This is a genomic window from Clostridia bacterium (genome assembly GCA_035561135.1).
Taxonomy (GTDB): domain Bacteria; phylum Acidobacteriota; class Terriglobia; order Terriglobales; family Acidobacteriaceae; genus DATMYA01.
Map to the genome: position 1 here is coordinate 89,947 of DATMYA010000051.1, position 23,490 is coordinate 113,436.

The window sequence follows — 23,490 nt, forward strand, 5'->3', positions numbered from 1 at the left end:
TGCTGCGTCGCAGGTTCGGGGTTCTTCGAAACCAGGATTGTGGCTGTACAAATCCCCAAACTCATTACTGAACAGCGACGAGCAAACGAAAGTCCGCGCAGTCGTTCCATCGTATTGTTCCGCGCCACGGTGTCATCTTTTCGGTTGGCACGGGGCGAGGAGCCCCCCACGTCTGCGGCGGGACTAAGACTTACACCCACTCCAGGGCGCCCTTCTTCCAGATCCAGATATATCCAACGATCAGGATTCCGAGGAAGATCAGCATCTCGACGAAACCGAATATGCCGAGCAGTTTGAACTGTACCGCCCAAGGGAAGAGGAAGATGGTCTCCACGTCGAATACTACAAACAGGATCGCGACGATGTAGAAACGGATCGTGTAACGTTTTCGAGCATCATCGACCGGATCGATGCCGCACTCATACGGCATCAGTTTAATCTTGCTCGGATTGCTCGGGCGAATGATGGTGGCGACGACCAGAGTCCCCGCCGCAATTAGAAATGCGACGAGCATAAAAATGAAAATCGGTACGTAGTTCTGCGGCATACGGCCTCGTATGGGGTTGAGCGGGGAGTTTACTCCCAATCAGCACCTGCTTCAACCCTACGAGAGCACCTAACCTCCGGTCAGTGACAGAAATCACAATACGGGTTCTCTGCTCCAATCGCCTGATCTGCCGTCCGTCATCTGCCGTCCGCGGTCCCAATGTTTATAATCAGTGTTTCGCCGCGATCGCACTCTGCATTCCACATAGGCCGCCTGCGGCAGGCGCACGAAGGTATCCATCAAGTGGCACTCGACGACAAGATTTACGACTTACGCAAGGACAAGCTGAAGCTGATTATTGCCCTCGGGCAAGAGGCTTACACCCACAGCTATCGCTGGACGCACTCACTTCCCGACATTCTTTTGCAATACGGCGAGACTACGGGCGAACAGCTCGACGGCAATCGTGTAGAGGTCAGCGCGTCCGGCCGCATCATGGCCCTGCGGCTCATGGGCAAGGCCGCCTTCGCTCATCTGCAACAGGGCGGGCAGCGCCTACAGATCTACGTCAAAAAGGACGCTGTCGGCGATAAGGGATGGGAACTCTTCAAGCTTTTCGATATCGGAGACCACATCGGCGTCAAGGGATACCTGTTCCGTACGCGGACCGGCGAACTCAGTATCCATGTCGATGAACTTACGTTTCTCACGAAGGACCTGCTCCCCTTGCCGGAGAAGTGGCACGGCCTGACCGACGTCGAGCTTCGCTACCGCCAGCGCTACGTCGATATGACGATGAACCCCGACGTGCGCGAAGTCTTCGTCAAGCGCGCAAAGATCGTTCAATCCATGCGCAACTTCTTCGACCGGCGCGGCTACGTTGAAGTCGAGACGCCGATGATGCAGCCCATCGCCGGCGGTGCGGCGGCGCGTCCTTTTGTGACGCACCACAATACGCTGGATATTGACCTCTACCTTCGCATTGCGCCCGAGCTTTACCTGAAGCGCCTGGTCGTAGGCGGCCTCGATCGCGTGTACGAGATCAACCGCAGCTTCCGCAACGAAGGCGTCTCGACGCGACACAATCCCGAGTTCACGATGCTGGAGTTCTACCAGGCCTACAGTGATTACCACGACCTGATGGATCTCACGGAAGCGTTGTTCAAGCAGGTTGCGCTGGACGTGAACGGCTCAACTGTATCGAGCTATCTCGGCCAGGAAATCGACTGGAGCAAGTGGCAGCGTCTCTCCATGCGTGAAGCCATCATCAAATACTGGCCCGAGCAGGTCGGCACCGCTCCCGAGTTCGCCGATTTCAGCGACCCCATCAAGATTGGTGAAATGGCTCGCCGTCTCCAGATTGCGAAGATCGATCTGCCGTACGACTCCAAGGAAGCGCCGGGCAAGACGATCGCCTCCATGTTCGAGGCCATCGCCGAACGCGAGCTTTTCCAACCGACGATTCTCTACGACTTCCCGGTCGTCATCTCGCCATTATCCAAGGCGAAGCGCGATGAGCCGGACTGGGTCGAGCGCTTTGAGATATTCATCGGCGGCATGGAAATCGGCAACGCCTTCAGTGAGCTGAACGATCCTGAGGATCAGCTCCATCGCTTCGAAGACCAAGTCCGCGATCGCCAGGGCGGCGACGAAGAAGCCATGGCCGAGGTCGATTACGACTACGTCCGAGCACTCTCTTATGGCATGCCACCCGCCGCCGGAGAAGGCCTCGGCGTGGACCGGATCACCATGCTGATGACCGGCGCGACATCCATTCGCGATGTCATCCTCTTCCCATTGCTGCGTCCTGAAAAGAAGGAATCGGAAACCGACGAGCAGGAAGCCGCACAAGCGAAAAGCTAAAATCGAGGGCTCAGGAAGCCACTGACTTCCCGAGCCCTTTCGCGCGCTGGGCGCATCTGTTTTAAGTACAACTCGCGGCCACCCCCACGGGGGCTGACGAGAGATTTCGAAAGCTGTACCGGAGAACTGATGACTGGCATTGACTTAGCCACTAACCAGTATCCGCATAGAATTGCTGTAAGAAGCGAGTACCCATATGGGATTTGACTTCGATCGCGAAACACGCCGCAAGCTTGGCTACCGGCTCATCGATCACATCAACGACTATTTCTCTTCCCTGCCGCACCGTCCGGTCCAGCTTCCCCTGGAAAAACGTACTTTTGGTCAGCTGGGTGACCGCCTGCCCGAGTTTGGTGAAGATGCCGAACTCGTCCTTGATGAACTCTGCTTCGAGATGACGAACAAGGGTTTCCACGTCCCCAGCGCCAACTACTTCGGGCTGATGAATCCCACGCCGACGTACATGGCCGTGCTTGCCGAAGCCCTTGTCGCCGCACTGAATCCGCAACTCGCGACGCTTGCGCGCTCGCAACTCGCCTCCAAGATAGAAAGCGAGACCGTACGCTGGATTGCCGAGCGCGTCGGCTGGCGCAACGTAAGCGGCAGCGAAAAGTCATGCGGAAGCGAGCGGAAATCTTGCGACGGTACCTTTACCAGCGGGGGCAACGAAGCCAACTTCACTGCGCTCGCGCTGGCCATCGCTTCTCGGTTTCCGAGAGCCGTCGATGAGGGCGTCGCGACGATTGGCGCGCGCGCCATAGCCTACGCCTCTTGGGAATCGCATCACTCGCTGGACAAATCCATGGGCCTTCTCGGCCTCGGTCGCAAATCGCTCCGCCGCATCGCCGTCGATCAACGCATACAGATGGACGTCGCGAAACTCGAAGCTGCCATTCGCGAAGACCTGGCTGCCGGGCACAAGCCGTTTTGCGTCATCGCCACTGCCGGAACCACCAACTCCGGTGCGATCGACGAAATCCACGCCCTCGCCGACATCTGCCAACGATATGGGCTTTGGCTGCACGTCGATGGCGCGTATGGCGCGGCTGCCATTTTCAGCGATGCGCACCGCGATCTCGTCAGCGGTATCGAGCGGGCAGACTCCATCACAATTGATCCCCACAAGTGGCTGGCCATGCCCTTCGCCGCCGGAGTCGTCCTCACTTCGCACCCCGAGTTGCTGCAGCAGGCCTTCGCTATCGCCACACCCTACATGCCCACGCTCGCGAGGTCCTCAAGCGCGACGCCCTCGCCTAACCTGGTGGACAACTTCAAAATCAGTGCGCAATGGTCGCGCCGCATGAATTCTCTCAAGCTGTGGCTCACGCTCCGCGTGCACGGACGCCACGCTTACGAGGAGCTCATCGACCGGCAACTCAAGCTCGCTCGCAACTTCGCGGATTGGATCGCCCAGTCAGACGAATTCGAGCTCATTGCTACACCGCAACTGCCCATCGTAAATTTTCGTGTGAAAGTTGGCGAAGACGAAGCAGAGACGGCAACAGCAAACGCCGCGCTGGTCGATGCCGTCACTCGCGACGGACGCCAGTGGATTTCGCAAACCGTTGTCAACGGGCGCAGCGTCGTTCGCATGATGGTAATCAGCTATCTCAGTGACGAGTACAACCTCGAGCAGTTGAAGCAGGCCCTGACAACGGCCGTTCGAGCCATTGCGCCAGCAAAGACCAGTGCGTAAAGGCAGACGGCAGACGCTAGAGCGTAGTCGGATGATATATGGCAGATGAAAGGCGGCTTTACAGGCTGCTCTTATTCTATTGCCGCTCAGGGTCAATATCCCGCGCTTAAAATTGTTGCATCTTTCAGTCTGGCTTGCGCGTATCCTCTGCTGGAGTTGGAACAGATGTTCAGGAGGAATTCGTGGCGACAAACCCGCTTCCCGCTGCTGGCGTCCATCCGCACTTCGTCACTACTGCATTTGAGATCGATGGATACGAAATCGTACGCAATTTCGGGATAGTGCGCGGCATCACCGTCCGTTCACGTTCGATCTTCGGAACCATTGGAGCCGGACTTCAGACGATCGTCGGCGGCAACATCACGCTGCTTAGTGAACTCTGCGAGAAGACGCGGTTGGAAGCTTTCAACCTGATGATCCGTCACGCTTCGGAAGTCGGCGCAAACGCCATCATCGGCGCCCGTTACGACGCCACCGAAATTATGAACGGCGTCACTGAAGTCCTCGCCTACGGCACAGCAGTCGTAATTCGTCAAAAACAGGGCTGATCTGGGCGGGCGCGTATACGCTGCGCGGAACTCTCAGGAAAGCAAAATTAGGCGGGGAATGGTGAGCGCGCTGGGACTCGAACCCAGGACCCACGCCTTAAAAGGGCGTTGCTCTACCAACTGAGCTACGCGCCCACGTCTAATGTGGGCGTGTCTCTTTCGGACAAACAGGGCCGGCACTGTTTTTTGTGTTACGGCGACTATGGTCCTTCTGGTCCCAGTACGGGTTCTTGCACCTCGCACACCGATTGGGCCGCCCTGGCTTGCGCGGTATCCAGCGGTGCGTGCACTTGTAGCACTCGAGGACCGGAAGTTCAATTGTCGCCATATGACGGAACCTTTGTACCTTGCCGATTGCGAGCAGTCAAGAATTATTTACTTATAAGTATCATTCTTAAAACTAGACCTTGGCGTCGGCATCCAACTCGTCGGCAATGTTGCGCTCGCTCGCGACCGGCTTCTTCGGGGGTAGCTGCAGCGGGGGTAGCTGCAGTTCGAGCTTAGCCGCAGCGGCTGCCTTCGGCTTCAGCCGAATATGCGAGTAGCGTTTCTTCATCCGTGAGCTGAGCGCGTGCCCTGCCATCTCCTCGACCGTCTGCTCGGATATTTCTGGATCCTCCATCAGCTTTGTGATCGCGTGATGTCGAAGATCGTACATGCGCAGAGTCGGAAGGCCGGCCTTTGCTCGCAACTGACCCCATGCTTTTTTCCAACTGCCGATCGGCCGCGAGAAATCATACGAGCTCGCACGCGCGCGTCCAGGCAAAATGTAATGTTCTCCGCAGGCCTCGACCGAGTACTTCGCGCAGAGCTTGTAGTAGCGCCTTAACATCTGCGCCGCTGCCCATCGGGATGATTCGTTAAGCGGAACGACTCGCTCACGATGGCCATTTTTGAGGCCGTCGCGAATGCGAAGCGTTCCCCAGGGAGCGCCGGGGCGCTCGCCGAGTTCGACGTCGTTTACGTGCAGATGAGATATCTCGCAGGGTGCGGCCGTCGTCGTCGCCGTAAGGATCGAGCTCCAGTACGCGATGCGCCAACGAGGATTCCCTTCCGCGATCGCAAACAGGCGCTTCTCGTCTTCTGGCTCCATCGCTTGCCCGACATCGCATTGCGGAATGCGGAGCGGCCGATAGAACTTCGCAATTTCCAGCCACAGTCCCGCCAGCGACAGTATCTGCTTTAGCGTGTTGATCTCGTGATTGATGGACGCCGCGTTGGCCGTCGCCGATCTCTCCTGGACGTACGAGTTGACGTGTCCGATGTGGATGTAGCTCAGCGGCAACTCGCTAAAGAAACGATCAAGAGTGCGGATGTAATACAGGTAGTCAGAATGGGTCCGTTGTGAGATCGACGATTTGTGGTCGTCGAGCCAAATCGGGGCAGCATCAGAAAATCGCAGACGCCCGAAGGCTTGCGGCTCTATTATGCGAAGCCGGTAAAGGTCACATGCAGGACAGGCCAAATGCCCAGGCGTGTGAACAGGGTGAGTTTCTGGGTTCGTGTTAGCGATCAAACTTTCTGCGTTCCGCATAGCGGGGGTATACTAAAAGCCAGCTGCTGGCTTTTGTCAACAGAAAATTGAAAGGAGGTGTGTCCTGATGTCGGGAGGGAAATCGAGTGGACGGGCTTCGATCACGACGACGAATGCGCCGACGTGCGTGAAGCATCCTGAGACAAAGCTCGTTTGTCCCAGGTGTATTGCCGCCGAAGGTGGCAAGGCGACGGCAAAGACTCACGGCAAGAAACAACTGAGCGAGTGGGGAAAATTGGGTGGGAGACCGCGGAAGAGTTGAAAACAACAACCGGGGACTTCACTTGGTGAGGTCCCCGGAGTTCACGCGATCAGATTGTGGGAGACAATCTAGCGGAAGATTAACACGCTTTTACAGGTGAGGTCACCGTTGTCGGAGCGCACTTTGCACGCGCACGCTTCGGCCCCTTATCCCATCCCGGGTTGTTACACCTCGGACAGACCTTCGGACGCTTCAAGCTTCGCGGCAGCCAACTCTTCTCACATTTCAGACAGTGCAGCCAGCCGACATGCGGTCCGTCATCTACCCTGGGCGGCGGTACCGGATTCGCCAGGCGGAACAGCATTAGCGAAACGCCGCGACTGATTTTCCCTCCGACTCGGGTTGCGATCGCCTTCCACTTCTCGCCGGCGTCCAGGCGCGGAGCCATGTCGGCCGCGAGCTCGGCGTCAAGGTGCCCGATCTGGATGCGCTGTGCCGGGCCGGGCTGTCCACAACGCGTCGGCGGCGCCGGGATTGTCGCGATGACTTCGATCGCGTCCGCGCTGTAAGCGTCATGGGGATCGCGGACCAGGTCCACGAAGTCGAACTGCGTCATTCGCCAGATGGCGTCCTGGCGCGACGTGCCATCCTCATTGTTGTGTGTGACGCCGACGACCTTCGTGTGGCGTCGAAGATCGTGCGGCGGCAGCAGTTTCCCGAGTAGCGCGCGTTCTACGAGTTCCTCGTCGCGTGTGCGTTCCGCAGGAGTACGAGTCGACATAATTCCTTCTCCCTATCGCATGCAATAAAAAGAGCGCCCCCGAAGAGACGCCCTCGTTTACGCCGAATACTTCTAAGCCGTGAATGCCTTGAACGCGCGCCAACCATCCGTGCCTGGCACAGGCAAAAGGTTCCCGACAAAGAGCAACAGATTGATGGCGGCGAACGTACCCTGCTGCGCAAATCCGAACGCGATGAACAGCACTAGGCTCACCGCCGGACCAGCGAGCGAGATCGCCGCGTTGTGCCACGGCGACACAGATCTCTCGCGACTGATGAATCCTCCCCAAGCGCAGATTCCGATCGCTTCCACGCCGACGCCGAACGCGCGCGCAGCCAACCAGTGTCCCAACTCGTGCAGCAACAGGCAGCCGACCACAGCCCACGCGTTTAGTGGGGAGAAGTTCGTCAAGGCCAGCAGAATGGGAAAAAGGATTAAGGCACCGGGCTTCACTTCCAGCCGCAGCGCATGGGTGGTAATGTGTGTGGCAGCCATTGTGTCCTCCTTATCAGGACGCATCGGTCAGGGCTGAGTCAGTGTTGGTAGCACTGGCTTGGCCCGTTTGATTTGGGCCGCCACAATACGTCTCTTTCTCCCTTTATGCAAGAAGAATGTTGCTATACTGCAGTCCCCCAGAAAGAACCCCCACACATGGCATGTGCTCCGCAACCACGCATACTGCACCTCGACGCCGCCATGCGGGGCGGTGCGTGGGGAGAAATATCGCGCTACGTTGCAACAATCGTTAGTTCCGTATCGTTCCTTGTCGTAGTGGCTCTCTTGCTCGGATGGCAGACTGCCTACTTGGCGGCTGGAGTCTTAATTCTGTATCTCGGCAAGCACGGAAAGCTGGGGATATGGTTGGTTGTCGCGACGCAGTTGTCATCCCGAGCGGTGAATTTCACTCCGCGCCTGCTCCCCATCACATACGACTCCGTTTTCTGGCAAATCGATCGCGCTATAGGGTTCAGTCCCACTGCGGCGATGGATCTGGTTGCATTCTCTCCGAACTTGCGCACCGTAGTTTTTTCCACTTATTTTGGATTCCCGGTGGCCATTGCTTTAGCTAGCGTCATAAGCGCGAACGCGAATCGCTTCTGCTCCAAACTAGCAGTCGCCTCCGCTTTGGGCTATCTTCTCTACTTCGTGTTTCCCGCCTGCGGTCCGTTCTACTTCCTCACATCGACCGTAAATGCACCGCGAAATGCCATGCCGTCGCTGCATACGACGTGGGCACTGATGATCTGGTATGAGTTGCGCCTGCAGTCACTACCGGTTCGTTTAGGGAGCGACTTGTTTCTGCTGTTCACGGTCATTGCGACACTCGGGTTCGGCGAACACTACTTTATTGATTTGCTGGTTGCCGTTCCCTTTGTCGCAATTATCGAATCCGTCATGAGCGATCCCCTTAGTAAGCGAAACTTACAGGAGCGCTACCGCCTGACGGCGCGGGCGCAATCACAATACTGAATACCTTATCGGTTGCTCCCAAAGAGTTTGTCGCGCGAAGCGTGAACGTGAACGTCCCAGCTGCGGTAGGCGTGCCGTGGATCCTTCCCTGATTTCCTGTGACCGATTGCAGCGCCAATCCATTCGGCAAAGCTCCAGCGATCAGCGTGTACGTTGTCGGAGAGGCCAACCCCTCCAGATCCCACTCGTGTCCGTAAGCCACGCCCACTATGCCAGCGCAGAAATCCCAGACTCCCCACGTAATTGTGGTTGGATCTGGCGCCATGGTGTCGGAGATGTACTCCCCAAATAGCGGACGACCAAACGAGCCATCATCGAACTCAGCGCTCCCATACAGCGTGCCCGTGATCGCGGAGCGCACGAAAGTAGTCGCCGAGACAATCTCAATAGATGGGCGTATTTCCGCGCGGCTCATCTCAGCTCACCATCACATAAAGAGTTGCCAGCGATGCACTTTGGTCTGTAATCGGCATCCATGTGTGACCGTCGAACGTAATGAGGTCGGACTCGCCATTCATCATGGAGCCTAAAACAAAAGCATCGGAGAGAAACCCTTTATATCTAAACGTCCCGTTTATGCTGGCCGTGGCCGACCATCCAATTCGAGCATCGATCTGTACGACTGTCCCATCATCCCAATTAGGGCAGAAAGTTCCGTTTGCATACCAGACGAGCATTGGAAATTGCGGGAATGAGTTAGCGTAATTGCTGTAGTTAAGCAAAAACGATTTCCAAATACTCGCCGAATACGTCGAGTTGCTCGTGCCACCCCACGAAGAAAGCCTGTCTCTAAATGTAAAGTTGAAAGCCACCGAGGTATCGGTATCGCCACTCCAATTGAACCAGCCGACGTCCAGGTCAGCCCCAAGAGACGCGAGGATGTTGGCCGGAACTCCTGAAATAGTCCCACCGAGCATGATGTTCCTCGGCGAGCTGCGATAGACCGCGCCGCTTGCGAACATCGCAAACCAATACTGATTGGCCCATATGCGAAACGTTCTTCCGGCCGTTGGCAGCATGTATGCAATGGCCGATGTCAGCGTTCCAGCGTTGTTTTTCATGGTGAACTGAGCGCAGTTTCCCGCGCCGGAGTCATACAGGCGGAAGCGAACCGACAACCCTTGCGGCGTGACCGCAGTTTTCATCAGCACGTCAGCCGTGCCACTGCCCGAAACATAGCTCCAACCTGCCGTTGCCAGCGCCGCCGCTAATTGGTCAACTAGCTGTCTCCGTGTGCCATCGCTCACGAACGTTGTGTTTACTATCGTGCCGCCACTGTACTGGATCGCCATTTTCTTTTAGCTCCAACTCAAAACGATCGTCACGCCCTGAGCGTGACCGGATTTCAGATCTAGCCTCAGTAGGTCATCGACGGCGACGGAGTTCGCGGAGGCGTTGAACGACGTCACCTGGACCTTACTGGTCGAGCCTGAAGGAATCACCAGATTTCCGGTGAGTATTGAAGTCCAGGTTGCCCCCGAATCGCGCGAACGCAGGATGTCGAAGTGCAATTCCTCTGCTATTGCTGCTTTTGCGTAGGCGACTAGCTCAATGAATGTGCCAGCTTTGCGCACTGGATAATGGTTCGTGATGTCGTCGGCCGGACTGACGCTTCCACCAAGGCCGATCACGAACGTTGCCCGATCGCGGAACTTAACGCTGATAACCTGCGGATCGCCGCCGTTCGACGTGAACGAGTCGCCGTTGAAAACGAAATGCGCCTGGCTCGCCATTAGCCCACCACCACGAGTAAAGCGTCAATTCCAGGAGTCCCGCCCGGGCCGCCGTTGTTTCCGCCGGCATGGGTCGCAATGATCTTCCCTGCGAATATGTACCCAGCCGTCTTCGCCCTGGTTGACGTGGTTTCGCAGTACGCCGTCAGCGCTCCCGCAGAGTCGCCAACCTGCGTCGGGTCGTAGATGGTCACGTAATACACAACCGGAGTCGCGCCGGGATCTGGAATGGTGAATGCCCTTGCGTCATAACTTGATGTAATGCCGGTTGTCCAAAGTACATCGAACGCATCCATGCGAAGCGTTGTGGCTTCGCCGGCCGCCTGGCGCACCACGATCGACGGAGACATTGACGAAAACGTACCGCCTGACCCTGTGTAGTCGGGCGGCTGCGTTTCAATCGGCGCGAGAGCTGGAGCCTGCGACTTGCGAAAAGCTGCGACCAGGACGCGCAGGCTGCCATCGTGCGTCTGCCTCGGGCTATGCCCAACCGGCTGGCGCCACATGTCGGTGCTCACGTAGCCAGTCGCCTGATTCACGTTCCCACTGAGCGTGACAAAGCGCACATAGGTCTCCGGCGCCGTCGTTGCCCAGTCGTAGATGTAGATGAGTTCATCGCGCGAGTACTGATAGTCATCAATCGGCGACTTTGGCAGCGGAACCGTCGCGCCGTTGCTGTAGGTTGCTGGCCCGAAAAACTCAGGGCGGCACACCGCTTCCTTGATGTTGGAATTTATCTGCGCCATCACCGACGCCGGCAGTTCCTCGCCGGGGAAGAAAAACACCGGATCGATCTCGGCGAAGTCGGCCCCAGATAGCACAATCTCCGGACCCACGCCGCCAAGACTGACATCAACGGTGAATGGACCGCCGCGGTTATCGTTAGGCTCGTCATCGTTAATTCCGAGTTGTAGCTGCGTTGCGCCCGCCGGCGCTGTGAAGGTATTTCCGAGGCCGACGCTGAGAGGTTCGATTACATGCCCAGCTGCGTCCGTCCACGCGCCGCAGAGGCCGCCAAGCCCAAGCGTTGACCCAGGCATGTAGTAAGTCGGATAGCGCTTGCCGTGACCGTTCAGGCTAGTCCCTGTCACGCTTCCAGGATCGCCCGCCGCGTTGTAGGCAGAGCGCGAATCTGAGACCGCTACAGATCCTCCAGTGGCTTCGATCAGTACCGTCTGCCCTGCGACCAGCGGAAGAGGCACGATCACCGGCGCTTGACCGGTATGTTCGCCGTAGTCGTAAGCCGCATTGATTGCCCACTCCCACGGCTTAACATGACTTCCAACCGAAACCGTGGCAGCGCCGGTGTTGCTCGCTGGAGACGCGGCCCGAGTGCAAAATGCGAATACGGCGATACGGCCCCACCCGGCGGTGGAGAGCAGGTGATCGAACGCCATGATGATGTTTGTCGTCACCGCACCGGTTAGTCCGACCGACGCCTCCATGCGGTTGAGTTGTCCGAAGGCCAAGTCCGGCTGCTGAAACGATGTGCCTTGTGTGGTCCATCGCCAGGAGTGCATAAAGCGAACTTCGTTGTACTCGTAAATGTATCCGTCGGCCGGCGAGACGGGTCGCGGTACTGTTTGGCCGTTGTAGAACTCTCCGCAGTAGATAATTTCCGAGCCTACGACTGAGAACTTGGCATTGCGGTTCAGCGCCTTCAGTACTCCAGTGTGCACCGCGTGATCTGTCTGTAAATCCGCGTTGGTCTGATCGACATAGGCGGGCGGCACCGAAAGTACCAGCGCGTCCTTCTGTCTCTGCGCTATCGTGAATACCACCAAGACGCCATCTTTCGTTTGCGCGGTGTTGGCGGAAACGTCGCCCTCACTCGATCGGTAGTACTCGACGGACGATACTTTTCCTGTTGCTTGCTCGACCTTCCAGGCAGCGAACCACAGATCCCCATTTCCGCTCTTCCAACCACTGCCAGCATCGACGCTGCTGTAGAGTCCCCACGCATACAGCAGCTCGTTTCGCGAGTAGGCGTATCCGTCGATTGGCGATATGGGTAGATTGACCTCTTCGCCGTCTTTGTAGAGACCAACAAATATCTCAGGCCGGACCATCCCAAACGCAGCATTGCCGGAGATGCGCGCAACGTTCATTCCGAGCGCAAACTTCTCCGCATCGAGCAACACGTCTGGAAGGTCGGCAAATCCCGGAACATTAGTAAGCGTGAATGCCATAGTTATCCAAGGGTATTCGCCGGCGAGCCATCGCTTTGTAGACCGCCGTTGTCAGACAGGAACAAGTAACGCGAGCGCTCGGCCGGTGTGGCATCCGGCCAATCAACTTGAGTGTCCGGAGCGATGCGAAACCGACCAAATCCCGTGATTGCGCTTACGTCAATCAGCTTCAGGCTTACCTTTGCCTCGCGGAAGTTGTACGTCTTGTCCAGTACTTGAAGTTGCCAGTTAGCGATGCCGAAGGTTCCATGCACTCGGTCAGGAATCAGGGGATGAGTCACCCTCGCAATATCGCCAGCGGAGAGAGGGCACGCATTCCAGAGTGCTTCATTTTCAAGCTGCAGGTTCTTCATCCCAAAGCGCAGGAAGATCATGCGCGCGGTCAGAGCGGCGATGAAGTATCCCTGAAAGCCGGAGCGCATCCCGTCTGACTCGATCACCTTCACGTCTCCGGCCTGCCCGTAAACGTCGCGACTGCGGCCGTAGACTTCGATGACCTCGGCCCGGTACTTCTCCTCGTTCTTGTCGAAGCGGAAACAGACGGTGTTAACCATGTCAGCCTGCATCGGAGCCGGGATCCCGACGAGTAACTTGTTGTCGAGATCCATTGACGGTTCAAGTTCCTCTGGGAGTGGATAGAGGAAATTGACGGTGATGCGGCCGAGATAGTCGTCTAACAAATATCCGCCAAGCGGCTTCAGGAGTTGCGACTGGATGAACTCGCGCGCTTCTGGAGCAGAGTCCAGGGTGAACGCGAACTGCACCCCCGCAAAGAGTTGATCGCGGTACGCCTCGATGCGGGCGGCGTGAATGCGCTGCTCGGGAAGCCCTAGCTCAACGCGCAGGATGGATAGCATGATGTCGAGCGGGTTGCCGTTGAGGGTGCGTGGGTGATCGCTGTCGGTAGGCTGACCATCGTCTCCTTCGGTATAGACAACATCGTGGAGAGCATCGATTCCACCGGAACAGACGAAGGTGTAAGCGGTGTTATTGCTGCTCGAATTTACAGAATCGACCTTACCCGTAAAGAGCAGAGCGTAATCGACTCGCTTCATGCCCAGAAATCCAGTTCGCAGCCGAACGCGCTTGCCTTCGAATACGAATCCTGGAAAGTCTGCTGTCAGCAGGTGCATGTAATCGGCTACTTCAAAGGTCAACTCCCCCAGCGAACTTGAGCCATCGAGCGGGTTGATGGAGATAGTGAGATCATCTGGCGCATTCATCCACGGCCGCAGACTTCGCGCCGGATAGGCGCTTTCCGGATAAGTGCCGCCTGGATGTCCGGAGCCCGCTCCGGAGTAGTAGATTGCCAGTCCGACAAAGTCGACAAACATCTCATCGAGAATCGAGGCCTGTGAAAGACTTGCATTCAGTGATACGCCGATCTTTAGTCCAGCGACCGTCGCCACAGAGCTTCCCTGATTTCCGCTGTGATACGTGCCATCGTAGTTACCGCTCGTAGGCTCCGGAAGGAAGTCGTTGCTCGCCGAAAACGACCACAGATTCAGTGCAGGACTGGATGCGCCGGTGTGAAAAGCTCCATCTCTAATGCCTTGGGCTTTTAGCACCGCGTACACACCCTCAATCACGGCGCCAACTGGCAGCGTCGGCATCACAAAGCCGGACCACTGCGCCGCCCAGAACAAATTGCCGAGAGGGTGCGACGACGTCATTCTGAGATGAGCGGAGCTGAGTGTCGCCGTAGCCAAGCCATTCGCCGCACCTTCATCTCCGGGCCTAACTTCGACCGCGGTCGGAAACGCCCAAGCGACGGATTGCCCAGCGGGAATTGCAAATGGGAGCGGGTACGGGTCCGCGACGTAGTCAGGATCGATCGCAATATCGTTGTCGTCGAACTGCACGTTCTGATTAACAAAGGCGTGCGGATAGTCCTCTATCTCGACCAGATAGACTGGCGTTTTGGCCAGCTTCGCATTCGCTGTTGTGAAGTTTGCCGGGACGGGAATCATGCGCTCACAAACTTCCTTAGCTTCAATGTGAATTTGTAGAACCCCCCGCCGCCGCGGTACGCAAACTTAGGGTCCCAGCCTGTGTCTTCGAGCGTGTAATCGGTGTACTCAGCGCTCGTAGAGTCTGGGTAATACCTGAAGACATTCCCGAGAATCGCGAAGTCTATGAACCGCTCCCATGCTGGAATATCCGCGGCTGGGACGAAGTCGATTTGCAGGGAGCGAAAGCGATCGACGCGCTCGGTGATGTGCTGGCCAACGCCGGCAGTTGCGTACGTGTCATGCCTAAGCGCCTCTCGCGCTTCGGCGCCAGGCTTCTGCACCGGCGGATAGGTAAACGTCAGCGTCTGAGGAGCGCCGTCGTTGTAAGTGATCTTGGGGACTTTCACCGTTAGCCTCTCCTCGTAACCCGGCGCGCGTTGCTCGACGTAAGTGGAACTCCGCCCTTGTTGACCTTGCGATCGATTTTCTTGATTACTTTGTGCAGGTTGTCGTCAGAGATGACGCCGGCGATATGGTAGTGATTCGTCGTACCTCCGCCGCCTCCGAGCGCCTGCACTATCTTCGCGACAGCCCGTGGATCATCGAGCGGAATTGCCGCTTCAGTGGCGTTCCCTCCCCCAACCGAATCGCCGAGCACCGCGAGAGTTCTCCTCGAGACGAGTCCGCCTGTAGCGAAGTGCTGGATGTTCTGAGTCTGTATGGGACTGGCTTCAGCCTTCGCCGCGTCGCCGGCGGTCTCAATCGGCTGCGCGCTATCGGGAGCGCCGCGCTCTCCGCGTTGGGACTCCGGCTTGATCGCGTAGGCGAACGATCCCGCGAGCGCAGCGACAGCGAAGAATTGAGCAGCCGCGGCAAAGTCCGCACCCGCCCTCGCCGGGTTCCAGAATAGATCTGCAATGCCCCAGGCTGTGTAGTATGCGCCCCACATCGCAGCTTTGCCGGCGATGGTAGCCGCTTCTGCTGCCATCCCCTTTCGCAATGCAATCCCGAGTGACTCTTCGCCTAGCACCCACTGACTGACAGCGTTCCCCAGCGCTCCTGTAGCACCAAGAAGAATCGAGTCAAAGGCCTGCTCGGTCTTCGTTAGCTCACCGCGATCGGCGCGCAACTTCTGCGCGAATTTATCGAGTTGGCTACCGACATCGTTGTATGTGTGGCCGAACCGTTCAGTCTTTTTCGTGGTCTGGTCGGTGGTGATTCCGAGCTTTTCCAGTTCCTTGCGGATGTCCTCGATCTCGTCCTTGTATCTCTTCGCTTCTGAGGTCTGGCCGAACGCCAGCGCCTGTCCGAGCTTGGCCTGCAATAGCTTCATTTGGGCCTGCCGCAAGTCGGCGTAGGTCGATAGTCCGGACTCCTTGATCTTGTCGAACGCTTCCTGCGCAGCCTGTACTTGACCGGCCCACACTGCCGAGCCCTGGATTCCTAGCGCCTTCAACCCTTCGGATAGCTGTTCGAGCGCCTTGGCCTCTGGTGAGAGATCAATCGTGTTGTCGATCTTGGACGGAGTTACTTGCGGTCCGCCGCGCTGCTGAACAGCGAGATCGTGCAACCGCTCGAGCTCATTACGCGTTTCAGTAACCGCCTTGCGATACTCTCCGACGGCCTTGCTCATGTTGATCCAAGCGGTATTCTGCTCGGACATCGGAGCCTTCTGCCTTACAAGTAGTTCGTAAAAGGCAGTAGCGGCTTCGGCAGACTTCTTCAGCTCGCCAACGAGGTGGATGCCATGCGCAGAGGCGTAGTCTCGCATTGCCTTTGCAGCCTCAGCAGCCTTTAGCTTTTTGTCTTGCTCCGCTCTCGCGTGCTCCGCTGCTGCCTCAGCCGCCGCGCGGTCGGCTGCCGACTTATCGTTGGTTGCGGAGGTGTTGTCCTTTGTCGCGGCCGTTGATTCTCTCGTTCCAGTTACGAGAGTCTTAACTGCGTTATTGATGTTGACGATCGCGACCGCTGCGTTTGTTGCGCCTTCCTTGTAGTCGTTAGCGGACGCCTGGAACAGTTTGAACGAGTCCGTGCTTTCGTTTACGTACTTGCGAAGAATCGGGATGTGCCCGGCGGCGCTGATAAGGGACGCCACCAGGCCATTTACTGCCCACCCGATGCCATTGAACACGAGCACAAACGACTGGAAAACAGTAGCGAGCGCAGCAGCCGTAATGCCGAGAGCGCCCAGAACCACTTTCAGGGCGCCTGAGTCCAACGCCATCATGCGGAACGCTTGAACGGCTGTATCGATGACCGGCTTGCCGTCTTCCCACGCCTTGATGAATTCAGTCTTAAACGTGCGCCCTAGGACCTCTAGTTGCGAACCTTGTGACGCCAGCATCTTATTGGCGGCGTCGTGCGCAGCGGTCCCCTCACGCTCCGCTTCCGTGACTCGCTTCAATATTTCTTGATATTGATGGGCTTGTGGGCCGGTGAGAGTCAACACACCATTCAGTGCGCGAACGTTTCCAAAAAGAGCTGCCGTGGCCTCGGTGGCTCCATTGGTTTTCTGTGCCATTTCGCCCATCACGGCAGCGAGACCTTTATCCTTCAACTCCTCGCGCATCTGGCGTAGATCGATCCCCAACTCCTTCGCCATCTTCTCGGCTTCGCCGGTGGGCGAGAGCAAGGCTGTCATGGATCCGCGCAAAGCCGTCATCGCCTCATCGGTACTGAGGCCGGCCAGGGTGAGCGTCGCCACGGCTGCGAGTACTTCAGAAAGCGAGACCTTCAGCGATGCTGCGATCGGAACGACGCGGCCGAGTGAACCTGCCAGTTCGGGGCCGCGAGTCTTGCCGAGGTTGATGGTTTCAAATAGCGCCGCTGAGATATTCCCCGCGTCTTTAGCTTCGCGTCCGTATGCGGCCAGCACGGTCGTCATAACGTCGACCGCGGTACGCGTGTCAGTGAGGGAGGCACGAGCAAACAGTGCGGACTCTCCTACGAAACGAACGGCATTCGCCGGTGCAACGCCAGATGACAAGGCCTCGTAGAGACCATGAGTCAGGTCTGTGGCATCGCCCAGCATTGGCGGGAGATCGAGAATCTCACGCTTCAACTGCGCCAATTGCGCGACGCCTTGCGGAGTTCTCGTAGCCACAATCGTCGAGACTTCTGCAAACGCGTTTTCAAACTCCAGGGCAGCGCCAGCAGCTTCCCTCAAGATCTGGGCTGCTTTGAAAAGAGCGAATCCCTGGACTAGCGTCGATACACGAACGGCGACCCCTCCGAGCGCCGCTCCGAAGCGATTGCTTTCTCCGGCAGCTTCTGCAGAACCAGTTCGCGTCTGCTGGTGCAAGAGCGCGGTTTCCTCGCGCATACGTCGCACGACGGCAGAGACTTCGGCTTGCGCCCGCGCGTTGCGCTCAAGCTGTTGCTGCTGCAAGAGCGCCGCGGCGGCCGCTTCGCGCTCAGCCAGTGCAAGGCGTGCGGTCTCTCCAGAAGCAAGCTTCTTTACCCGAGTCAGCTCCTCTGTAGCATCGGCAACCGCTCTTGCGGATCTATTCTCGTTCCATTGGGCTGCCGCCAGACGTGCCGTTGCCGTCTCACTCTCGCCGGCGGTGGCTCTATTGGCGAACAGCGCCGACCTTAGTTCTTTCTGGGCCCTGTCATGTTCGTTTGTTGCCTGGGCTACCTTTAGCTGCGCAGCGTAAAGCTGTTCACCGTACTCGCTGGAGGCTCGCATAGCGGCGCCAGCCTGTCCGCTGCTGGCAGCCACGTGATCGAGTGCGGCGCCAACAGCGTCAACCTTGGCTTGCGCTGGGCCGAGCTTTCCCGCTGACGCTGCAGCCTCATCAAATGCGACATTCATTTGCGTCAGGTCGGCTCGGAAATTAAGGATCGCGTCGCCTAGGTTGATTGCCATTGTTGCTCCAAATAAAAAAGCAGCCCGAAGGCTGCAGCGTTTGTTTTCTAAAGTTTTGTTGGATTAGCCGCCCATGGCTTGCTATCGTGTGTTGCCTAATAGGGACGGGAGACAATCCAATGAAGACGTTACTGGTTGCTGTTCTGTTTGCGGCCCTTTCAACGCCGGTATCCGCCGGAGACGGGCAAGCGCAACATCCTCAAAAACCCGCGAGCCCATCCAACAGCTTCATGCGTAATCAGCTTGGCCAGTCCATAAAAGACAGTAAGCGCGTCCTCAAGGGCGGAAATTTTTTCGCCATCGTCATGTGCGATGGAAGGGGAAACGGCCCCGGAGTTGTTGTGTGCATCAATTCGTCTTCGGGCGGTGAACTGCCTAAAACCATGCTCTGGCATGTAGACAACAAGCTCGCGAAGATCACTTACATTTTTTTTGAGGACGACTACGCCGGAATGGTACGCGCTCTCACTGCAAAATATGGAGCATCTTCGGACGCCACTACTCAAGAAGTTCAGAACAGAATGGGAGCAAAATTCGTTGGAACGAACCACACCTGGAAAAGTGGCGACACGGAGATATTGAGCTTCCAATACTTCGGCACAGTGGACCAGTCGGTTGTCATACTGAAAGACCATGCTCTGAACGAGGAGTTGGACAAACGTATGCCAAGTTCAGACCCTAAGATTTAGTTCACCTCTTCCGGGGTGTAGCCCATTTTTGCGAAGAGCTGGGAATCCGACACTTTACGAGGGCGATCGCCGCGCGCCTCAGCCATGCGTTCGAAGCGCCGCTTACGCTTAAGAAACATCAGCGTAAGGATTTCCTCATTCCAGTTGTCGAATATGTATTCGGGAGTGACGTGCCACTCCCTCAGGGCAATCTCGAAAATCTCGCCTATTGTGTAAGGGTCGACGCTATCCCCATCACACGCGAGATCATCCCCAGCTCTTTCGTAAAAGGAAATGCGATGCTCATAATCTGGCCGAACGCCAGAGCAATTTGCTCGTCTGTCGCTTCTTTTTTGACGGTGTCGCTCGGAATGTCTGTGGCGTACGAGAGGACGAGGTCGAGCATCTTGCCGGGAAACTGCAGAAAGAAGAATGCCAGGCCTTGTGTGAATATGTCGTTCGAGCCGCAATCGCTCTTGTAGACGGAGACGATCGAAGAGACGGCCTTGACGGCTTCCGCGCGCCATTCTTCTGCTTTCGTAAATCCGAGCACCTTCACCTCGTAATCGGTGTCACCGAGTCGCAAGGTCAACGGCGCATGAGCCAGTATTTGAGCTTCGGTTCGTTCGTTTGCCATGGAGCTCCTGGAAAAGAAAGGGCCGCCCGCAGGCAGCCCATTTCTCTAAGTTGAAGTGATGATGATGAAGCGGCGATTACGCCGTCTTCGGAGCCTTCTTTTGCACGATCTTGAACACGTTCTCTCCGGCGGGCTTGGTGGAGTCAGCCAGCAGCGAGAACTCGACGGGGATGATCTGCTTGCCGTTGCGCTTGAACGACATCTGGAGATTGGCTTTCGCCTTTGCGCGGTAGCCGATGAAGACGCGCCAGAACCCCAGCTCGTTTTTGCCTTGGAAGCCGACCATGACTTCATCGAGAGTTCCGCCGCCTACTGAGAGCGTTTCCGTACCAACCTCAGTGGCGGACGCTGGCGAAGCGGTAAGCTTTGATGCGGAGATAGCGAGCTTCATGTTCGCGAACGTGTTCTGCGCCAGCTTCACCGAGAGAGTCGACTTCTCCTTGTCGAGAATCTCGTCCACCGGGTTTGGTTCTTCGTCGACCGTGATCTCTACAATCGTCGGGGTATACGACATCTGTAGACCATCCTCTGTGTATCCTGGGTTTTCCCATGCCTCAGGCCACGTGACGGTGTCATCGGTGGTAGTGGGGAGTTCCGTCCCCTTCGGTGCAACGTAGAATTTCACCGGGCCAACGAGCACCTCGGCGACGGTGCCTGCATTCAGATTGTCCATTTCGTTTCCTTTGTTAATTGGCTCGCATCATCAGCCGATAAAAGCTGAGGACCGTGGCCCATTTTGTTTCCGGGTCAATTGAGTCCTGACCTTGGACTTCCTCCAGGCAAGACAGCACATAGCCATTAGCGCCTAGATCTATTCCGCACGCCCCGTGCAACAGGTCGTAGATGGCGCGGTAGACCTCACGCGCGCGAACATGCTCGCCGGCCGGAGCCCACGTCTCGATCTGCACGCTGGGATTGATAATTGGCATCTCGGCGTCAGAACGGCCACCTCGCGTGCTGACCGTTATGGCGAGGCCATCCCGCTCTGGGAGGTGGTCTTGTGGCAGCGTCGGCCAATACACACGGCCACCAACAAGTGCGACGATCGCTGGATCACTCAATAGCCAAGCGCGGAGTGCTGCATTCGAATCGATCACAGGAGACCCCGTTTCCGCTGATTCTTCCTGAATCGCTTCAATTCTGACTTTTGCTTCGCTTCCTTGGCACCGACAATGCCGACTCCCTTGTCGCGCTTTGTCTTCAGCTTGTTTATTGCATTCGAGATCAGCTCGTCAGGAACGTCCTCGTACTTATTTGCAAACTTCTCCAGGCGCGCCCGAACCAGATCGCCGAGATTGGCGAGGCCCCTCTCGACCGCGGGCAGAATGTATGGGCGCGGGCCCATCTTCCTCGTTCCCTTCTCGATATAGCCGCCGTGCCCGGACTCCGTGAAAATGCGCGCGTGAACTCTTCCTGGATAACTGCGAACTCGTATCCCGATCGAATCGGCGTTCTCCCCGGTGTCCCTCGGCGATCCTTCGCGAGCTGCCGGCAGGATCTCGTCCTCGAAGCAGTCGCGCACTGCCGCCTTTGCGGCGTTCTGCACCTTGCGCAGAAAGTTTGGATCCAAGTTGATCTTGATTCTTGTCTTAGCGGCCACAGCTAGTCGCCCCTCTTACACTCATGCAGTTCAACAAAGGACCTGGGCATCACTTTTTCGCATTTCGTGCACGCGACCCATTCTTCCTTTCGGGGCTTCACTACAGACACCTTGCCGCGAACCATCCCGCCGTGAGCGAACAGCATGCCGTAAGCCTCAAGAGGCTGTCTCATCCGACAATCTCCATCGTTAGCAGTTGCAGCTCACGGTTGCGTCCATCCGGATTGGTTACGGAACGCACGTCGAAGATGCGCTCGCCGGAGACGACGCGCATGTCGGGCTTGATTTGCGATCGCCAACCTTCGAAGCCGCGCAAGAAGATGGCACCGGTCACTTCGGCATGAATCTCCTGGGCAGATACGAGTTCTCGGCCGGCCAGGTCGCGGACCTCCGCGGGAAGGTCGATAAACACGTCTTCCCAGGGACCGGTGCGCTGCCCGGCGGAATCCTTCGTCAGCGGACGCCGCTGGATGGTGATCCGGTGTCTCAGCTTGCCTGCTTGCATGCAACTCCCTCAAAGTAGCCATTAGGAATGCGCGCCTTCGGGACCGAGGGCCACTGGTACGGAGATCTCGCCGAAGTGTTCCCATGGTGGATGGTCGCGATGACCACGGGGCGAACCTCGCTGTCCTCACGTACATCCAGTTTTCCAAGGCGCGCGGCGCGGCCTACAAAGTTCGAATCCTCTCCACACTCAACGCCGAGAAATCGGTTTTGTTCCCAAAAGTCTTTGCGGTACATCAGCGTCGATCCGCAGGCGTAATCCTTGCCTCCGGCATAGATTGAGGCGTCGTTCGTCCGGACGTCCCAGAACAGCAGGGAGCCGTCTCCGGACAGCGGCTTCTTCGTCCCCAACAGCCGATCGGCCTGGACAACCAGGCGGTCCGGAGTGCTCCAGTCGTCATCGTCCCAGTGCGCGATGACGTCGCCGGCCGAGTGCTCGCACGCGATATTGCGTTTCCGCCCGACGTTCATGCGCGGCGGGTACCGCAGATAGACGATGCCGGGGACGTGCTGGACTAGATCCCACATAGGCGCGGCGCCGTCGTCTACGACGACCAGTTCCTTTTCCTGCCAGGTCTGGGCCAGATAGCACGCAACGGCGCGAGGAATGAACTGCCTCCGTCTGTCGGTGGTCGGCATGATGCAGGAGATGAACATCAGGCAACCCTAACCGCACGACGAAAAAGCCACTTGACGTCGCGATTGAAGCAGATTTTCAGAAACGCCCACACGTATACCCATGGACGAGACACGTTAACCGTAATGCTCACGACTTGTTGCGCCATTACCGGAACTCCTCAAAAGCGTATGGCTTGCACAGCCACTTCACCGACATTGGCAACTCGAAAGGCTGAGCCTGCGTTCCGCTCCCGACCGGCTCGCGGTTCTCATACAGGTGCGACAGGACCATCAACATGGCCTGCTTCAATGGCTGCTCGAGCACGGCGATTCCACAGGTAAAACGAATCCGTATGGGGTACCCGGGCTCCAGCTCGTCGGCCGGCCAGGACTCAGTCCCTCGCAGCCACAACTCGCCGGGATCTCCCGAGGCGTCAACCTTGAAGACCGACGAATTGATCGCCGGCGAGGCGATCGTGTCGTACAGCGTCTTCTTCTCGCCGCCAAAGAGTTCGTACTTGATGCTTAGGACATTGATCAGCGGTGGACGCGGGAACCGCAGCATCGTCGGCCAGTAGCGGAGCCCCAGCTCGTACGTCTGCGTACCGATCGGGCGATTGATCTCATTCTCAATCGCTACACGCGCAGCGGTGATCAGCGCGGTGACGTATTCGTCTTCTTCGGCGTTGGACGGTGACTGGACGGGAAGGCGTAGATGAGTCTGGGCCTCGAACAGTGTTATCGGCTCGTCTTCCGCGTCCGCGATTTTCACCAACGAGTAGTTGTCCACCGGTCGCTTCCTTTGCTGTTCGTTGTAGGTCGTCTACTTCTGCTCGAGCGCGGCGATCAACTCAGCTTTCGTCTTGTTGCTGTCGAGCTCGACGCCGAGCGTCTTTGCGTGCTCGACAATCTGCGCTTTCGTCATCGACGCCAGCGTTTTGTTCTCGGTGGATCCAGCTTCGGGCTGGCTAGCGCGAACAAGCATCTTGTTGTCTTTCGGGACGGCAGCCTTCACGCTCTCAGCGTCTCCGGTTGCGATCAGTTTCTGAGCTAACGACTCCGGCAGGTTGTACGCGCGATCGGCCTTTAGGCTGTCGATCGAGCGCAACATCCGGACGCGAACACGTTGGTCTGACATGT

25 protein-coding genes and 1 tRNA gene are annotated in these 23,490 nt (G+C 57.4%); 5 read left to right on the plus strand and 21 right to left on the minus strand.

Annotation, left to right across the window (positions count from 1 at the left end; translation table 11 throughout):
- Positions 1-190 precede the first annotated feature (190 nt).
- The gene (gene ndhC, locus VN622_10835) at positions 191-547 is read right to left on the minus strand and encodes an NADH-quinone oxidoreductase subunit A (GenBank protein HWR36353.1); all 357 of its coding nucleotides are present in this window, start codon (positions 545-547) and stop codon (positions 191-193) included.
- Between the two features lie 159 nt (positions 548-706).
- On the opposite strand from ndhC, the gene lysS reads away from it, so the two are divergent.
- The 3 genes from lysS (at position 707) to VN622_10850 (ending at position 4,594) form a co-directional block, all read left to right on the plus strand.
- Positions 707-2,350 carry a lysine--tRNA ligase gene (lysS, locus tag VN622_10840; GenBank protein HWR36354.1) on the plus strand — a complete coding sequence of 548 codons (1,644 nt, stop codon included), beginning with the start codon at positions 707-709 and terminating at the stop codon, positions 2,348-2,350.
- Between the two features lie 196 nt (positions 2,351-2,546).
- Positions 2,547-4,046 carry a pyridoxal-dependent decarboxylase gene (locus VN622_10845; protein HWR36355.1) on the plus strand — a complete coding sequence of 500 codons (1,500 nt, stop codon included), beginning with the start codon at positions 2,547-2,549 and terminating at the stop codon, positions 4,044-4,046.
- 182 nt (positions 4,047-4,228) lie between these two features.
- Positions 4,229-4,594 carry a YbjQ family protein gene (locus tag VN622_10850; GenBank protein HWR36356.1) on the plus strand — a complete coding sequence of 122 codons (366 nt, stop codon included), beginning with the start codon at positions 4,229-4,231 and terminating at the stop codon, positions 4,592-4,594.
- A 59-nt stretch (positions 4,595-4,653) separates the two neighbouring features.
- Here VN622_10850 and VN622_10855 read toward each other — a convergent pair.
- From VN622_10855 to VN622_10870, 4 genes are all read right to left on the minus strand, one after another.
- Positions 4,654-4,729 (minus strand) — tRNA-Lys (locus tag VN622_10855).
- Between the two features lie 265 nt (positions 4,730-4,994).
- Positions 4,995-6,110, minus strand: coding sequence for a hypothetical protein (locus VN622_10860; protein ID HWR36357.1), 1,116 nt, complete (start codon positions 6,108-6,110; stop codon positions 4,995-4,997).
- 359 nt (positions 6,111-6,469) lie between these two features.
- Complete coding sequence (locus tag VN622_10865; GenBank protein HWR36358.1) at positions 6,470-7,111, minus strand: HIRAN domain-containing protein; 642 nt, start codon at positions 7,109-7,111, stop codon at positions 6,470-6,472.
- Positions 7,112-7,183: 72 nt separating this feature from the next.
- Positions 7,184-7,606 (minus strand): site-2 protease family protein, encoded by a 423-nt coding sequence (locus tag VN622_10870; GenBank protein ID HWR36359.1) that lies wholly within the window; start codon positions 7,604-7,606, stop codon positions 7,184-7,186.
- 156 nt (positions 7,607-7,762) lie between these two features.
- On the opposite strand from VN622_10870, the gene VN622_10875 reads away from it, so the two are divergent.
- A complete protein-coding gene (locus VN622_10875) occupies positions 7,763-8,581 on the plus strand; it encodes a phosphatase PAP2 family protein (GenBank protein ID HWR36360.1) in 819 nt (272 codons plus the stop codon).
- On the opposite strand, the gene VN622_10880 is transcribed toward VN622_10875, so the two are convergent.
- The 7 genes from VN622_10880 to VN622_10910 are packed head-to-tail and all read right to left on the minus strand — an operon-like array spanning position 8,520 to position 18,323.
- Positions 8,520-8,996: an Ig domain-containing protein gene (locus tag VN622_10880; protein ID HWR36361.1), complete on the minus strand. Its 477-nt coding sequence runs from the start codon at positions 8,994-8,996 to the stop codon at positions 8,520-8,522. The genes VN622_10875 and VN622_10880 overlap by 62 nt on opposite strands.
- A 1-nt stretch (position 8,997) precedes the next feature.
- Positions 8,998-9,873 carry a hypothetical protein gene (locus tag VN622_10885; GenBank protein HWR36362.1) on the minus strand — a complete coding sequence of 292 codons (876 nt, stop codon included), beginning with the start codon at positions 9,871-9,873 and terminating at the stop codon, positions 8,998-9,000.
- A gap of 6 nt (positions 9,874-9,879) precedes the next feature.
- Positions 9,880-10,314, minus strand: a complete 435-nt coding sequence (locus VN622_10890; protein ID HWR36363.1) for a hypothetical protein — start codon at positions 10,312-10,314, stop codon at positions 9,880-9,882.
- Complete coding sequence (locus tag VN622_10895) at positions 10,314-12,503, minus strand: hypothetical protein (GenBank protein ID HWR36364.1); 2,190 nt, start codon at positions 12,501-12,503, stop codon at positions 10,314-10,316. Before VN622_10895 ends, VN622_10890 begins: the two co-directional genes overlap by 1 nt.
- A 2-nt stretch (positions 12,504-12,505) precedes the next feature.
- Entirely contained in the window at positions 12,506-14,473 is a 1,968-nt protein-coding gene (locus tag VN622_10900) for a hypothetical protein (GenBank protein ID HWR36365.1), read from the minus strand.
- Positions 14,470-14,862 carry a hypothetical protein gene (locus tag VN622_10905; protein HWR36366.1) on the minus strand — a complete coding sequence of 131 codons (393 nt, stop codon included), beginning with the start codon at positions 14,860-14,862 and terminating at the stop codon, positions 14,470-14,472. The genes VN622_10900 and VN622_10905 overlap by 4 nt, the downstream gene beginning before the upstream one ends.
- Positions 14,863-14,864: 2 nt before the next feature.
- Positions 14,865-18,323 (minus strand): phage tail tape measure protein, encoded by a 3,459-nt coding sequence (locus VN622_10910; GenBank protein ID HWR36367.1) that lies wholly within the window; start codon positions 18,321-18,323, stop codon positions 14,865-14,867.
- 119 nt (positions 18,324-18,442) lie between these two features.
- On the opposite strand from VN622_10910, the gene VN622_10915 reads away from it, so the two are divergent.
- Entirely contained in the window at positions 18,443-19,012 is a 570-nt protein-coding gene (locus tag VN622_10915; GenBank protein HWR36368.1) for a hypothetical protein, read from the plus strand.
- On the opposite strand, the gene VN622_10920 is transcribed toward VN622_10915, so the two are convergent.
- The 9 genes from VN622_10920 to VN622_10960 all read right to left on the minus strand — a co-directional run bounded on the left by VN622_10920 (position 19,009) and on the right by VN622_10960 (position 23,488).
- Positions 19,009-19,131 carry a hypothetical protein gene (locus VN622_10920; GenBank protein HWR36369.1) on the minus strand — a complete coding sequence of 41 codons (123 nt, stop codon included), beginning with the start codon at positions 19,129-19,131 and terminating at the stop codon, positions 19,009-19,011. The two genes, VN622_10915 and VN622_10920, sit on opposite strands and share 4 nt — an antisense overlap.
- 86 nt (positions 19,132-19,217) lie before the next feature.
- Complete coding sequence (locus VN622_10925) at positions 19,218-19,628, minus strand: hypothetical protein (protein HWR36370.1); 411 nt, start codon at positions 19,626-19,628, stop codon at positions 19,218-19,220.
- A gap of 76 nt (positions 19,629-19,704) precedes the next feature.
- A complete protein-coding gene (locus tag VN622_10930) occupies positions 19,705-20,301 on the minus strand; it encodes a hypothetical protein (protein ID HWR36371.1) in 597 nt (198 codons plus the stop codon).
- A 13-nt stretch (positions 20,302-20,314) separates the two neighbouring features.
- Positions 20,315-20,725 carry a hypothetical protein gene (locus VN622_10935; protein ID HWR36372.1) on the minus strand — a complete coding sequence of 137 codons (411 nt, stop codon included), beginning with the start codon at positions 20,723-20,725 and terminating at the stop codon, positions 20,315-20,317.
- Complete coding sequence (locus tag VN622_10940) at positions 20,722-21,228, minus strand: hypothetical protein (GenBank protein ID HWR36373.1); 507 nt, start codon at positions 21,226-21,228, stop codon at positions 20,722-20,724. The genes VN622_10935 and VN622_10940 overlap by 4 nt, the downstream gene beginning before the upstream one ends.
- A gap of 169 nt (positions 21,229-21,397) precedes the next feature.
- Positions 21,398-21,733, minus strand: a complete 336-nt coding sequence (locus tag VN622_10945; GenBank protein ID HWR36374.1) for a phage head closure protein — start codon at positions 21,731-21,733, stop codon at positions 21,398-21,400.
- On the minus strand, positions 21,715-22,371 hold the full coding sequence (locus VN622_10950; protein ID HWR36375.1) for a glycosyltransferase family A protein: 657 nt from the start codon (positions 22,369-22,371) through the stop codon (positions 21,715-21,717). The genes VN622_10945 and VN622_10950 overlap by 19 nt, the downstream gene beginning before the upstream one ends.
- Positions 22,372-22,516: 145 nt before the next feature.
- Positions 22,517-23,140, minus strand: a complete 624-nt coding sequence (locus VN622_10955) for a head-tail connector protein (protein HWR36376.1) — start codon at positions 23,138-23,140, stop codon at positions 22,517-22,519.
- Between the two features lie 33 nt (positions 23,141-23,173).
- Positions 23,174-23,488 carry a hypothetical protein gene (locus VN622_10960; GenBank protein ID HWR36377.1) on the minus strand — a complete coding sequence of 105 codons (315 nt, stop codon included), beginning with the start codon at positions 23,486-23,488 and terminating at the stop codon, positions 23,174-23,176.
- Positions 23,489-23,490 lie beyond the last annotated feature (2 nt).